Genomic DNA, 14863 nt, shown 5'->3' on the forward strand with positions numbered 1-14863 from the left:
GTTCATAATGCCTATCAGATAGACGAAGCCGCGCTGAATAGCTCTACGCTCGCTCTGCGAAAGCCTCGCCCCGACGGGGCTCTCGTATTCAGTTATATCCCTGTCATATTTCTCTGCTAGAAAGTGCCCCACAATTCATCACGGGCCTTTATCACATGTTAAAAAACCTTCTATCAGTAGTGTTGATTGGCTTTTCTGTAGCCGCAACACTAACCTGCGCGGACAACTTTGATCAGAGAAATAAACAAACTATTGTGGTAGCTCATAGAGGTGCCTCTGCCTACCTACCTGAACACACCCTCGAATCCAAAGCGCTAGCTTACGGTATGCGTCCAGACTATATCGAGCAAGACTTGGTACTCAGCAAAGATGATCACTTGATCGTAATGCACGATATTTATCTAGATAGTGTAACTAATGTCGCCGACGTTTTTCCCCAGCGCGCTCGCGATGATGGTCACTTTTACACTATCGATTTTACCCTGAGCGAACTTAAGCAGCTTCAGGTATCAGAGCCCTTCATAGATAGTGAGGATGGACTTCAAGCAAAATACCCTGAAAGATTTCCAATATGGAAATCTAGCTTTAAGCTGTCCACCTTTGAGGAAGAACTGGAATTGATCCAGGGGCTTAACCGATCCCTGGGCTACGATATTGGCATCTACCCGGAGATTAAAAAACCCTACTTCCATCACTGGGAAGGAAAAGATATTGCCTCTATAGCCTTGCAATCACTCAAGAAATACGGCTATACCGATCGCGATCACAAAGTTTTTTTCCAATGCTTTGACGCAGAAGAGCTCCAGCGAGTTAAATTTGAGCTGATGCCCTCCATGGGGATGGATCTATCATTAGTTCAATTGATCGCCGCTACCGACTGGGGGGAAAAATTGGTCGAAGTGAATGGAGAAATTGAAAAGTACAATTATGACTGGATGCTGCAACAGGGGGGCTTGCGCAAAATCGCCACCTACGCAGATGGGATTGGCCCCTGGTATCCTATGTTAATGGAAGTAACGGATGGCCAACCAAGAGCTAACAGTGTTGTCCGCCGGGCACACCGCAGACAGCTAGAAGTTCACCCCTATACCTTCCGCGCGGATACAGGCAAGGTTCCCGAAGAATTTGAAAGCTTCGAGGACTTCCTGCATTTCGCTGTATATCAGCTGCGCATTGACGGTCTCTTTACCGACCACCCCGACAGAGCCGTTAACTATCTTTCCCGGGGACATAGGGATCGTTAAAAAATGAAATCAGAAAAAAGGCCGCATAGTGCGGCCTTTTTTTACTTAATCAAACTTGGAGAAGTCCGCTGGTCTCTTCTCCATAAAGGCCATAGCAGCCTCTTTAAACTCATCAGAGGCGAGGCGCTCCTTAAAGTAACGGCCTTCGTCTTGAATAAACTCTAACCCTTTCTCTAGAGTTGCTCTGCGCAAAAGCTGTTTAGTTAAACGGAGGGCAGCCGGAGCTTTCCTCGCTAACTCAGCTGCAGCTTCACGTGCGCGAACAATGGCCTGTTCTGGCGCCACTGCGGCATTACAGATACCAATCTCAACGGCTTCCTGAGCACTAAAACGCTTGCTCAACAATAACAGTTCAGAAGCTTTGGCATGGCCGGCGATCCTGGGCAACAAGTAGCTGGAGCCATACTCTGGACACAGCCCCAGGTCCACAAATGGCATCTGGAACATGGCGTCGTCTCCAGCAAAAGACAGGTCGCAATGCAACAGCATGGTTGTACCAATACCTACTGCAGGGCCATTAACGGCTGCAACTACCGGCTTGGGGAAGTGGTAAAGAGCACTCATAAACTGGAAAACCGGAGACTCCTCCCCTTCGGCAGAGCCGCCCAGGAAATCTGTCAGGTCGTTACCACTGGTGAATATGCCCTCAGCACCGGTAATAATCGCGACGCGAACATCCGGGTTTGTAGCTGCGCTATTCAATAACCCTGCCATCGCGGTATACATGGCCATAGTCAGAGCATTTTTGCGCCCGGGTCGATTAATCGTAATCTCGAGGATGCGGTCCTTAAGCTGAGCCTGAATTTCAGCGCATTCGCTTTGCATATTGTTCTCCGGGGTAAGAAGTAGATTGGGCTACTCTCAGTAGCCTAATTATGGAACCCCAACGGAAGCCACTTTTAATCCGCTGTAGGCCATCTATTTAGGAGATTCATATTAACCGCTACTCCCAGAGGTTCGAGTTCCTAATCAACCACTTTCGTTGACGGGATTAACCCGGTCACCAGTGACCGGGCCCTCTAGGTAACCAGCAACAGTAATCAAACTTTATTGGCTGAATCCCGGCGCAGAGGTTGGCACATACAATGAACGCCACCGCCCCCCGGAGTGATCATAGAAATATCCGGGTCGATAACTTCCAAACCATGTGCGCGACACTTCTCCGCCAGTCCGGTATTGGCCTTAGGCAGCATCACTCGATCATTCCCCAGGGCAACGACATTCACTCCAAGCTCCAATACCTGCGGGAAGGGAATATCGATAATCTCTATATTTCGGCTTTTAAACCACTGCACCAGCTCCGGCTCAACGGCATCAACGCAAATTGCTGCCAGCTTTTCCGCGAGCATGGCTACCATCACATCAATATGCAGGAAGAATGGATCGAACTGGTAGCCTTTAACTTCCCAGCCCTCTTTTTCTACCCAACTTTTCATCTGCTCAAACCCTTGCGGGCTGGTGCGTTCGCCGGAGTAGCCACACAGAATGACACCGGGCTCTAACACCATAAAATCACCGCCCTCCAGAGAGCCTGCGGTGATAATGTCGTAAATAGGGATATCCAGCTCTGCATATTTTTTCACTATGGGCGCCCACTCACCACGGCGCCAAGGGCTGAACATCTGTGTCACGATAGGCCCCCAAGGGGTCATTACCGAAGAGTCGCGACCGTAAATTTGGTAGGGCAATGTGCTGTCCGCTGGAATTAGGTGCGTATTCACTCCGGCGTGGCGGTAGGCATCGAGCATCTCTCCATGCTGTGCCACTGCCACCTTATGATCAAACTTCATTCCGAGGCGCTCAGCACGTCGTGCGCTCGCGTTACCAGTGCGCCAACTGAAGTTATCCACAGGCCCAATCAAAACATCCCGCAGTACACCGTATTCCGAATCCATCCCCCACTCACTCAGGGGTGCCGTACCGCCGTTATCCTGACGGTGCTTCAAAGTAAAATTACTCATTCGCCTAAATTCCAACTTGTTATCAACTATGCCAAAACAAAGACAGTGCAACGCCGACAGTTGACAGAAGCACTTGTTTTACCGCTACTTAAGCCTGCTCCGCACTGTTTAGCATTGCGTGGAGCAACACATTACAACCCGCCTCAAGATGATCCGGCTCCGCCGATTCTGCTTCATTGTGCGACAGTCCTCCTTCACAGGGCACAAAGATCATAGAGACAGGGGCGACTCGGGAAACATATACGGAATCGTGCCCAGCACCTGAAACCATCTTGCGATTGCTATATCCCAAGGTCTGCACAGCACTGCTAACCGAATCAATGCAATGCTTATCAAAGGCGACGGGAGGTGAATACCACTCTTCCCGAATATCGACTCTGGTACCTGTCTCTTCCTGTACTTTTTCAGCCGCCCTATACAAGGCTTTATGCAGATGGTTTAACCCTTCAGGTAACGGGTGACGGAGGTCCAGCGCCAGCACAACCTCTTCAGGAACTGTATTTCGGCTGCCCGGCGCCGCCCTTAAATCCCCACAGGTCATGCGCGCATCTTCTGAATACTCCCGGACTTCGCGATACATACGCTCGCACAGAATAGACATTGCTTGGACCGGATCGCGGCGGTCCTCCATCGGAGTTGGACCCGCATGGCAAGGCGTTCCGTAAAAAGTTACGTCATACCAGCGAATACCCTGTACACCGGTGACAACACCAATTACCTGATCCTGTTTTTCGAGGATCGGGCCCTGCTCGATATGCGCTTCAAATGAAGCCTTAATAGCCCTCGGCTGAGCGGGCTCAGTACCGAGATAACCGATCCGCTCCAACTCTTCACCGATGGTGATGCCCGATTTATCCGCGCGGCTGTGCCCATACTCCAAGCTAAATTCACCAGCCCAAACTCCGGAGCCCACCATTGCAGGAGAGAAGCGCGCACCCTCTTCATTAGTCCATACAACCACCTCTAATGGGGCCTTGGTCCTGATACCCTGATCCTCTAGAGTGCGAAGAACTTCCAGGCCGGCAAGTACGCCATATACACCGTCAAATTTGCCACCTGTGGGCTGGGTATCCAAATGAGAACCAGTCACTACCGCAGGCAAGCTGTTATCTGCTCCCGGTCGGCGGGCAAAAATGTTGCCCATCTGGTCCACTCTGACCTCACAGCCTATATCTCGGCACCAGCGCACGAAAAGGTCGCGCCCTTCACGGTCTTCATCTGTCAGGGCTTGTCGATTGCATCCGCCCGCTGGGGTCGCGCCTATCTCAGCAATTTCCATCAGGCTATCCCAAAGGCGAGAGCCATTGACACGTAGGTTTTGCGCTGGGTTTTCCATTCAAAGAGCTCCGGGCTTTATAATGGGTCCAATATAAATCACTTTGCCGTAATTTTTGTTTTGATCCACACCGGCTAAAGAGAGCATTATTTTGTAACTGGTCAAAACACACTCAGGAAGCAGCTGACTATGACAATAACTTATAGCTCTTACCTAAAAGTAGATGAGCTTTTGCAGTGCCAGAAACCCCTTTCCGATGGTCCCGAGCACGACGAACTACTTTTCATTACTATTCATCAAAGCTACGAGCTCTGGTTCAAGCAAATGTTGCATGAACTGGATTTCCTGGTGCGACTGTTCAACGCAGGGGAACGCAATCGCGCTTTGCATACACTTAAACGTGTCGACACGATTTATCGCACTTTGATTCAACAGGTCGATATCCTGGAAACCCTCACCCCACTGGAGTTTATGTCTTTCCGCGATCGACTATCCACAGCCAGTGGTTTTCAGTCGTACCAGTTTCGCGAGTTGGAATTTCTTTACGGAGCCAAGGACCCGAAAAAATTGGAAAACTATACCCCTGGCTCAGAGCACTACCAGCGCTTGATGAAGCGCCTTGAGGCGCCGACCCTTTGGGATGCTTTCCTAAACTTTTTGGTTCACGAGGGGCATAAGGTACCCGCTAATGAGCTTGAAAGGGATTTTAGCCAAGTTGCGGAGCCTTCTTCAGCCGTCCAGAAAATACTGATCGATATCTATCGCAATGATCCACTGGTAAGTGAAATCTGTGAGGCTTTGGTCGACATCGATACTTCGTTACAACAGTGGCGTTACCGACATGTAAAAATGGTCGAGCGAACAATTGGCAGGAAAATGGGGACTGGTGGATCGAGCGGGGTAGGTTATTTACAGGGAACCCTATTTAGACCGGTTTTCCCTGACCTCTGGGCAATTCGTTCAGAATTCTGATACCGGATTTCATTTGAGGGGTACTTAAGTACCCCTCAATTTGTGACCAGTTCAAAACCATAATTCACAAATGAAAAAAGCCAGCAATATGCTGGCTTTTTAAGCGCGGGTAACTCACCGGGAACTTAGTCCTCGTAAGGTACCAGGGAGACCTGAATACCCAGGCTCACTTCCTTCGCGGCATCCGCAATCTGTACATAAGTATCCGCACTAGACTTGTTGTGTGCACGCACAATCACCATTGCCTGCGGGTTCTCCGCATACATCTGGGCGATACGGGCCCGTACAGCACGGCTGTCAATACGGCTGCCATCCGCCATGGTGATTTCATCATTTGCGCTAACCATCAACAGAATATTCTGCTTGGTAGGATCTGGCTCAGCATTGCTGGTCTCATTCGGATCAGGCACATTCACATCCAGCGCCTTCTCTTTAACAAATGAAGCAGTCACGATAAAGAAGATCAACATGATAAACACAACGTCCAACATGGGCGTCAGGTCGATATCTGCCTTTTCTTCTTCTACGGCCTTTCCGCGTCGTCTACTCATAAAACACCGTGCAATTTTCAAATATCAGGGGTGCCGGATTGACCGGTCTAATCTGGTGGGCAAGATTGCCGCGATTTCGCAAGCATTGCAAGTGCGAGCGATAACAGAGATAAATAAACTTTAAAAATCAATAAGTTACAGAATCGAGCCGACAGAAAAGATCAAATTTTAAGCAAAAATTCCGACTAACGTCCTGCTAGATAGCTGTGATAGTCAGGCACCTCATGCTCGAAGGATTGGTCCATCAATGGTGACTGTACCACCATATCTGCACTGCTCTGGTTGCAAGCCACTGGGATATTCCACGCTGCAGCAATACGCAGTAGTGCCTTGACGTCTGGGTCATGGGGCATGGGCTCAAAGGGGTCCCAGAAGAATATCAGTAAGTCCACCTGCCCCTCGCTAATCCTCGCTCCGAGCTGCTGATCACCTCCCAGAGGGCCACTTAAGAGCTTTTCGACACTTAAACCCGTCGCATCTTCAATTTTTCCACCAGTAGTCCCCGTAGCCAATAACTGGTGTTGTTTGAGCAGATTGTGATGTCTGAGACACCACTGAATCATGGCATCTTTACGGTTGTCATGGGCTACCAGAGCCACTCGCTTTGTCGCCGGCAGTGCTTTAGCAATAAATTCCATTTGAACCTCAATATCAAGAGTCTCTTCTATAGTATCTCAAATAAGCACCGACAGATTTGATTTTCCCGTAGGTTTAGTCCCTGTTATCGCAACCCAACTCCTTTATAAAGACTTCCAAAATTACTACAAAACGATTCATTAGATTCGAAGAAGTAATGTGGATTAATTCAAAGACCTCTTTATTCATTGTTATCTAGAGTAAGATCCCCCTGAACACAGCCCCCCTCGCTATAATGCAACAGCAAGAAACCGGACCTTTATAAGGAGTAAGTATGAGCGTAGGAGCCTGGGAGCCACAGGTAAGTGGCCCACAAAATGAAACCAGTGAAGAATTCAACCGGGAGCAGTTGCTCAGACTTATCGAAATTGCAGAGTCAGATAAACCTTTTACAGAATCAGTAGGAGCGTTTGAAAAAGTACCCTCCACACTTATTCGCCTTCCCTTCCAACACTGGATTGAAGAGAGCGAACATTGGAACAGTGCCCAGCTATGGCAACTGATCCGCTTCTTTACCTTGGCAGAAATGAAACTGCCAGGCTGGGACGCCGGCGCTGAGTCTGCAGTAATTCCCCTCGCCAAAGTACTCAAGCAACGCTCGACGCCATTAACAAAAGAACAACTGTTATGGATTCGCCAGAATTCCAACAATCGTTATTTGCCCTACGGGCCACTATAAAGCTACACGATTGACTCCATATCACCCCAGTGACAGAGATATTCTGTTACTGGGTCAGTCCTCTCCCCCTCTCCCATTGCAAAACTCATAAGGTTGCCTTTGGTAAGAGCAGCCACTCCAAAGCAGAAGCATTGCCCATAAAAATATCATTAAGATTGTTGATCAACGTACGGATAATCAGGACTGCATTCAAATAGCTTCTGGTATTACTTGCCTCTGAATAACTGCCCTCTACTCCTTTTATGACTAGCAGGGATGTCACGTGATAGCAAAACAAATGACTGGAGACCAAGCGCTCGCTTTCTCGGTAATTAAAAAGACCTCGACTGAAGAGCACAAACTAATACAGTTCCGTCCCATTATATACATGGTTATAACTAGATTTATCACTGGTTTACTTTCCGCCATGTAAAAGTAAACCTCGCAGCAGTAATGGCAGATCCCGGCAGCCAAGACCCCAAATACCCCAACCGCTTGGTACTTATATACGGGGCGCTAGATCCCGTACATGAGTGTGAGTTCTCCCCCAGTTTTTAATTCCTTACTAAATATCAGGGTACGGCAATAGGACTCAAGCTGTCTCTGACATCTTGACACTTGCCAACTTTCCGCAATTTGAATATCACACTTCAATACGCAAGGTTACACAACCAGCTATGGAGGTTACCCGCTAATTGACGCAGGCAAAAGCTCGCAGTTAAGTTTTGTTAATCCGGCTCTCTGTTAATTGATGAACAGAAACTATCTGCCACCATCAAAATCCAACTATAAAAGCCAAAACAACTAAACCAACAGGTTCATAAAGCTTACAAAATTACTCAACTATTTAACGCCACTGATACTGACTTGATACAAAGAATATTGAAGTTAAAGAATCACCAGTAATGAGTGCTTTCAAGTTCCCAAAAAGATCAAAAACACAGTTCAAACGGCCCGCAATTGAAAAATATGTAAAAAAAAGCCATTTTTTTTACATTAAATAGAAAAAAACCATCTAAAGGACTTGCAATTAGGTATACAAATAAGCTGCAATTAGCGCCGCTAGCTTGGGGGGACTCACTATCAATTGTTTTCTGCCGAAAACATGCATCTTGGACGGTGCCTAATTCCGTTAAAGATGGCTGAGAATAATTGATAGGAATGCCCCCACTTACTAAAACAATTCATTTTGCAGGGATATTTAAATGGCTACTAAAAAAGCTGCTCAAGTCGCTACCAGCGACGTCGCAAAAATGGAAGCGGAGCTACGCTCCCTTACCGCTAAACTGGAAACTGCCCGCCTTAAGCAGGAAAAAGACCTGACTGTCAAAGCCGAGAAATTGGCAAACAGTGCCAAGAAGGCTGCCGCTAAAGCAAAAACTACTCAAGATAAAGTAGCGACTGTTAGAGCTAAGAAAAAGACTGCTGCTCAACAGCAACAGCTGAAAAAAGCACGTGAAGCCGCCGCTGCAGCTAAAACTGCTGCAACTGAAGCCAAAACTGCCGCAACTGAAGCCAAAGATGCACTGGCTGAAATCAAAGCCGCCAACAAGCTGGCTTCTCAGGTAGCTAAGATCGTCGCTAAAGAAGAAGCTGCTGTAGCTAAGAAACTGGCTGCTGCTGAAAAGAAAAAAGCCGCTGCCGAAGCGAAGAAAACTGCTGCTGCCGCTAAAAAAGCCGCTGCTGCTGACAAGAAGAAAGCCACCGCAGCTAAGAAAAAGCCCGGCCGCCCAGCTAAAACTGAAGAAGCCAAGAAGAAGCCTGGCCGTCCCGCTAAGACCGAAGAAGCTAAGAAAAAGCCTGGCCGTCCCAAAAAAGACGCCACTGAAGCCAAGAAGAAGCCCGGTCGCCCAGCAAAAACTGAAGCCGCTAAGAAAAAGCCCGGCCGCCCCAAAAAAGCAGAGACCGCAGCCGCCGCAGCAACTGATGCTGCTCCTGTAAAACGCGGTCGTGGCCGCCCACCTAAGGCAGAATCCGCACAAAAGAAGCCCGGTCGCCCAGCAAAAGCGGAAGCCGCTAAGAAAAAGCCAGGGCGCCCCAAAAAAGCAGAAGCCACAGCCGCAGCAGCAACTGAAGCTGCTCCTGTAAAGCGCGGTCGCGGTCGTCCGCCCAAGGCTAAGTAAGCCAGCGCTTAAGTAAAACTGATTTATTCAGTTAGTTTAAACCCTGGCCTCGCCAGGGTTTAAACAGATCTTACTGCATCCGCAAGCCCTTCACCTGATGGTCCTCCCCCAACTCAATAACACAATCTGCCCAACCCGGCATATCCTCTAGCAAGCTCCGCGTCACTCTTTCGTAGTGTTGTACAAACTGAACAATTTGTTGATCTGTCATCCCCATTCCGGAGCGAACCCTGAGTTTATGTTCCTGTAATTTACGCCACTCAACGATACATTCCATACTCGGCGCTTTGAGCATCACCCATACATTGATAAGCGAAAAAAGATCTCGATAAGAATCTTCCAACTGTTGATTAACAAAATTTCGCCATTCGCCAGTACTATCTTCCCTGCACTCCAGTTCATTGAGCGATCCTTCATACCCTTCTGAAGGCTTGGCTCCTAGGCACCATCCTTCGAAGATAACAACATCAACTTGCCCCCTGAATACGGGCCACAAGTGCTTAGGGATCCGATCATCACGTCCTTTATCAAACCTAGGTAATGCGATAGCGGAATCACTACTGGATGCACACAGGGCCTTGAGCGTGCTGATCCCCAAGCCAATATCATGGGTTCCCGGCACACCGCGAGTTTCGAGTAAAGGGTGTACCTGTGTAGCCAGCTTGCGGCGCTGTTCCAGAGTTAAATAGATATCATCCAGAGACAAAACACAGCAGCGATAGCCCATCGCCTGGTAAATACATTGCCACACATCCGCCAGGGTCGACTTGCCGGTACCCTGCCCCCCACTAACCCCAATTATTAATGGATTACTGCGCTTATGGCGAGTCAGTACCCAAACTCCGAGGGGAAGAAAAATTTGTTCGAGCACCAGGAGGAAATCGCATGGTAATTGATGCTCACGCAACAGCTCCTTAAAAGGTCCCGATAAACTCTCCTTAAGCTGTCCACTACGCTCTAAAACTTCATTCGGCCATTTAGCCTTATTCATAAATTCCCCGCTATAAAAACGGGGGCCTAAGCCCCCGAACTTTGTGATCACTAATTATGATTACAGTACTTATATAGCCGTCACTAACTTGTTACCGACTCAATAACCCCCTCTGGATTACCCCTCTTCTTGGAGCGGCCCGGTAGTACTAACATAATGGGTGTAACCAATAACGTCAGCAAAGTGGAAAAGGTAAGCCCGTAAACAATTGCACTGGCTAGCTTCACCCAAAAAGAGGCTATCACTCCATCGACAACAATATTGCGCCCGACCATATCCACACTGACGCCTAGCGCCAGGGGCAACAACCCGAGGATAGTTGTTGCCGTTGTCAAAAAGACCGGTCTCAGCCTCTGTGTCGATGCCTTTACTGCTGCTTCCGTTGGTGTGAGGCTCGGCTCATTCTTACGCACGAAATTATAGGTATCTATCAGTACAATATTATTGTTCACCACGATTCCAGCCAGCGCCACAATACCCACTCCAGTCATAATCACACTGAAGGTGCTTTGTGTTATTAGCAGGCCAAACATCACTCCCAAAGTGGACATAATCACAGATGAAAGTACCAATAAAGACTGATAGAAGCTGTTGAACTGTGTTACTAACAGGATAAACATTAAAAACAGAGCCAGGAGGAAGGCTATGCCTAGGAATTGAAAAGACTCATTCTGCTCCTCGTCCGCCCCACGGAATAGCAGCTCAACCCGGTTATCCACCGGATTAGTCTGCAACCACTTCCTTATTTCCTTCACTTTGTCATCCGGCAGAATCCCCTCTTGCGCATCAGCCTTAATTTGCATGCGAGTAATTCCGTCGATTCGCTCAATCTTATCGACCTTGGGCATGGCTTCCGTATGTACGAAACTGCTAATCGGAACGGTACCCTGCACGGTATTAACTTTTAGCTGATCGAGCGCGGCTATGCCTCTGGCACTTCTGGGGTACCTGATACGTATATCTACTTCTTCATCCGTATCATCGGGTCGATATTCTGCAACCCGGACGCCATTGGTAACCAACTGCACCGCCCTGCCAACTTCAGTTAGATCGGCACCATATAGGGCTGCCTTGGCTCGATCGACTTTCACTTCCCACTCGATGCCAGGTAGTGGTGCGGTGTTTACAATATCTCGCAACCCGCCAATTTCCTCCATTGCACGGTGTAGTCGCCAGGTTTCCAGCAGTAGCTGCTCATAGTTCTGACTGCGCAACTCCAGAACAATATCCTTGCCTACCGGCGGTCCTCCCTCCATTACATTTGCGGTTACTTTAATTCCGGCAAAATCTGAGGTGCGGGAACGGATATCGGCAAAAATGTCGCGGCTCCGTCGCTCACGTTCCTCTGCGGGATAAAGCTCCACTAACATATTGGCGATTTGATCTGGGGAACGATCAGAATTTCCAGAAATTCCGCCAGAACCAATTGTAGTGTGAGCTATTCGAACCTCAGGCACACTAAGCACGGCTCTTTCCACTTGCACCACCAGGGCTTTTTTCTCCTCCATGGACAAATTGCCCTGGGCCCTAATTTCTACATTGCCGTATTGCTCTTCTGTATCCGTGAAAAATTCAACACCCGCACCAAAATTGACAAAGCCAATAAAGATGGCAACCAGAATGGCAATAGTGGTTAAGAACCCACCCAATGGGCGCTGCAGAACCTTCTCAAGAATACGCGCATACCAGCCGGTAATTCCAGGCAGGGCTCGAGGTAAGCCATCCTCTAACTGGCTCAGGTAGTTACGAGTAGAGGCATCCATTGCGCTTTTGCCAAACAGTGAACCCAGCACAGGAGCAAAAAACAGGGCGTACAAGAGTGACCCCGCCAATACTGCAAATACTGTAACGGGCAGGTAACGCATGAAGTCTCCCACCACTCCAGGCCACAGCATAATCGGCAAAAATGCTGCAAGGGTAGTCGCCGTTGAGGCAACTACCGGCCAGAACATCCGACTGACTGATGCAACATATGACTCCCTTGCTGACAAGCCTTCAGCCATTTTCCGATCGGCAAACTCGGTAATCACAATGGAACCATCAATTAACATACCGAGGGCCAGCAACATTCCGAACATCACCATAAAGTTAAACGAATAACCCAGATACCAGGTGATGATGGAACCAAACAGCAAAGAGAAGGGCACTCCCAGTCCCACCAGAATTCCCGAGCGAAAGCCGAGCGCGGCAACGACAATAATCATTACCAATAGCATCGCGGTCAGGATGTTTCCCTGCATCTCACTGACCATATCCCGCGCAAAATCAGATTGGTCAAAAACAAACTCAACCGTAATTCCCTGCGGCAAAACACCAAATTCAGCCTGAACGACTTCCCGGACTCGATCCGCGACATCGACAGAGCTGGCATCGTTGCGCTTTTCAACATTAATAGCGAGCCCCGGGCGACCATTGATACTGGTGTAGCTCACTGCATCTTTGAAGGTTCTGCGAATATCTGTAACAGCACCCAAGGTTACAACTCCATCGCGTGACTTCTTGAGCGGAATTTCATAAACATCCTGAGCGGTCTCAATCAACCCAGGGACTTTCACTGAAAAACGGCCCCGATTGGTTTCCAGCTCCCCTGCAGGAATTAACAGATTGTTCCCCAATACCGCGTTGATTAACTCCGCACTGGTGATTTGATAGTGCTCCAGTCGCACCGGATCAATCACTGCCTCAACAACCTCCTCCCTATTACCGTGGAGATCTGCACCTAGCACCTCAGGGATACTCTCTATCTTCCGCTTAAGCAATTCAGCCGAGCGCAGTAAAACCCGTTCATTCACTTGCTCGCCGGATAGGGTAACGACAATGGTGGGGAAAGGTTGAGCGGATACTTCCTCCACGGTAGGCTCGTCGGCACCCCGGGGCAGCTCAGCCCTGGCCCGCTCTACAGCATTGCGAATATCATCGACGGCATCATCTACACCAATGGCAGAGTCAAATTCAATCACGATATATGCAAGGGATTCCCGGGCGACAGCAATCACCTCGACAACCCCTTCCACCGCACGAATTTCCTTCTCCAGAGGGCGGACCAACAGGCGTACACCATCCTCTGGGGAAATTCCCTCGTGAGTGACCTGTACAATTACAAATGGGGGGTTCACCTCAGGACTTGATTCAATTGTCATCGCTGCGCGAGCAACTATGCCAATTAAAACAATCAGCAGCATCAGGCATATTGTGCTGCGATTTCTCTGAATAGCGCTTTCCAACAGCTTCATCGCGAATCCCCCTCGGGAATCACTGAAGTTTCGGATACCGGAGTCACCTCAGCGGAATCTACTGGGGAAGCTTCCTTCGCTTGGTTCTCCCGGGAAAACTCTTCCCCAGTTTTCAGTATTTCTGCACGAACCAAATCTCCCGTAGTGACATATTCTTGTCCCACAGTAATCAGAGTCACTGTGTCGGGCAGTCCAGAAACCCAGACGCCGCCATCACCATCCCCAACCAGTGAAACATTAATAAATTGCACTCGGTTTTTATCATTGAGAGTCCGCACCCCCAATTCACCGCTATCATCCAGCGTGAGTAGAGATGCATTAATATGGTGGGCCGTAATTTCACCGGTCGGGAGGACCAGCTGACCACTCAAGCCTCCGGGAAGTTGATTACCTGGATTATCTACTGCTACCTCCACTCGGTAAGCCCGAGTAATTTCCTGCGCCTGTTGACTGATATAACGAAGGTATCCGTCTACTAACAGTCCTCTTTGTAATTGGGCTCTCGCCGGCCCGCCCTCAACAAGGCTCCCCACTTGATCCTCTGAAACTTCGCCAACAATTAGGATGGGATCCAAGTCAAGAATGGTCGCGCATTCCTCTCCCCGGCGAATAAAATCCCCCAGCTCCACCGCTCGGCTATTCACTACTCCAGCAAATGGTGCACGAATTTGTAGTTTCTCTACCGTCACTTTGGCACGTGTGTACTCCGCCTTGGTTCGGGCAAGCTCAACTTGCTGCTGGGCCATTGCGGTATCCGACTGCAGTCCTTTTTTCTTAAGTTTCTCGGCACCGGCAAAGTCTATTTCTGCTTTGCGTTTTGCCGCTTCAGCTAATGCCAGTTGCTCAATACGATCTTCAGCCTCGATTTCGCAAATGACATCCCCTTGTCTAACTGTCTGCCCTTCCGCAACTGGAAGTGCAGCAATAATGCCATCCAGTTCAGCGCGCAGACGTACATGCCGGTTAGCCTCAGTGCGCCCATTCACTAGTATCTGAGTGGCGTATGGGCTGGACTCAATGATTTGGGCTTGAATTCGCAATTCAGGCTCTGGCTTCTTGGCAGTTACCTCTTTAGATTCTGACTGCTCATCCTCTGCACCGGAGAATAACTGCCCACTCAGCAGCCATAAAATAGCGATCACCGAAACAATAATTGCCATTCGGTAATTGCGCCTTGACCAGATTGATGCCAATACATTCATAACTTTCTAAACCTGT

The 14863-nt window shown here is 48.9% G+C and carries 12 protein-coding genes; 4 read left to right on the plus strand and 8 right to left on the minus strand.

The genetic code is table 11. From position 1 onward, the window contains the following. Positions 1–155: 155 nt before the first annotated feature. On the plus strand, positions 156–1244 hold the full coding sequence (gene glpQ / locus ACJJI3_RS13630; protein ID WP_444940040.1) for a glycerophosphodiester phosphodiesterase: 1089 nt from the start codon (positions 156–158) through the stop codon (positions 1242–1244). Between the two features lie 45 nt (positions 1245–1289). Here glpQ and ACJJI3_RS13635 read toward each other — a convergent pair whose 3' ends face one another. The 3 genes from ACJJI3_RS13635 to ACJJI3_RS13645 form a co-directional block, all read right to left on the minus strand. Further along, the gene (locus ACJJI3_RS13635; RefSeq protein ID WP_444926660.1) at positions 1290–2069 is read right to left on the minus strand and encodes an enoyl-CoA hydratase; all 780 of its coding nucleotides are present in this window, start codon (positions 2067–2069) and stop codon (positions 1290–1292) included. 215 nt (positions 2070–2284) lie between these two features. Next, positions 2285–3205 carry a dimethylarginine dimethylaminohydrolase family protein gene (locus tag ACJJI3_RS13640; RefSeq protein WP_444914776.1) on the minus strand — a complete coding sequence of 307 codons (921 nt, stop codon included), beginning with the start codon at positions 3203–3205 and terminating at the stop codon, positions 2285–2287. 88 nt (positions 3206–3293) lie between these two features. Beyond that, positions 3294–4541 (minus strand): Zn-dependent hydrolase, encoded by a 1248-nt coding sequence (locus ACJJI3_RS13645; RefSeq protein ID WP_444940041.1) that lies wholly within the window; start codon positions 4539–4541, stop codon positions 3294–3296. Positions 4542–4670: 129 nt separating this feature from the next. Between ACJJI3_RS13645 and ACJJI3_RS13650 the strand changes: the two genes are divergently transcribed. Then, positions 4671–5453, plus strand: a complete 783-nt coding sequence (locus tag ACJJI3_RS13650) for a tryptophan 2,3-dioxygenase (protein WP_413664361.1) — start codon at positions 4671–4673, stop codon at positions 5451–5453. Between the two features lie 125 nt (positions 5454–5578). Here ACJJI3_RS13650 and ACJJI3_RS13655 read toward each other — a convergent pair whose 3' ends face one another. Then, on the minus strand, positions 5579–6004 hold the full coding sequence (locus tag ACJJI3_RS13655; RefSeq protein WP_413664360.1) for an ExbD/TolR family protein: 426 nt from the start codon (positions 6002–6004) through the stop codon (positions 5579–5581). Between the two features lie 185 nt (positions 6005–6189). Beyond that, positions 6190–6642 carry a methylglyoxal synthase gene (locus ACJJI3_RS13660; RefSeq protein WP_444940042.1) on the minus strand — a complete coding sequence of 151 codons (453 nt, stop codon included), beginning with the start codon at positions 6640–6642 and terminating at the stop codon, positions 6190–6192. A gap of 272 nt (positions 6643–6914) precedes the next feature. Between ACJJI3_RS13660 and ACJJI3_RS13665 the strand changes: the two genes are divergently transcribed. Next, a complete protein-coding gene (locus ACJJI3_RS13665; RefSeq protein WP_444940043.1) occupies positions 6915–7319 on the plus strand; it encodes a hypothetical protein in 405 nt (134 codons plus the stop codon). 1184 nt (positions 7320–8503) lie between these two features. Next, positions 8504–9421 (plus strand): hypothetical protein, encoded by a 918-nt coding sequence (locus ACJJI3_RS13670; protein ID WP_413664357.1) that lies wholly within the window; start codon positions 8504–8506, stop codon positions 9419–9421. Positions 9422–9491: 70 nt separating this feature from the next. On the opposite strand, the gene ACJJI3_RS13675 is transcribed toward ACJJI3_RS13670, so the two are convergent. The 3 genes from ACJJI3_RS13675 to ACJJI3_RS13685 form a co-directional block, all read right to left on the minus strand. Next, a complete protein-coding gene (locus tag ACJJI3_RS13675) occupies positions 9492–10412 on the minus strand; it encodes a phosphoribulokinase (protein WP_444940044.1) in 921 nt (306 codons plus the stop codon). Positions 10413–10495: 83 nt separating this feature from the next. Next, positions 10496–13645 carry an efflux RND transporter permease subunit gene (locus tag ACJJI3_RS13680; protein WP_444940045.1) on the minus strand — a complete coding sequence of 1050 codons (3150 nt, stop codon included), beginning with the start codon at positions 13643–13645 and terminating at the stop codon, positions 10496–10498. After that, positions 13642–14805 carry an efflux RND transporter periplasmic adaptor subunit gene (locus ACJJI3_RS13685; RefSeq protein ID WP_444940046.1) on the minus strand — a complete coding sequence of 388 codons (1164 nt, stop codon included), beginning with the start codon at positions 14803–14805 and terminating at the stop codon, positions 13642–13644. Before ACJJI3_RS13685 ends, ACJJI3_RS13680 begins: the two co-directional genes overlap by 4 nt. Positions 14806–14863: the final 58 nt, after the last annotated feature.

Source organism: Microbulbifer maximicatervae (SeqCode), from assembly GCF_052466985.1.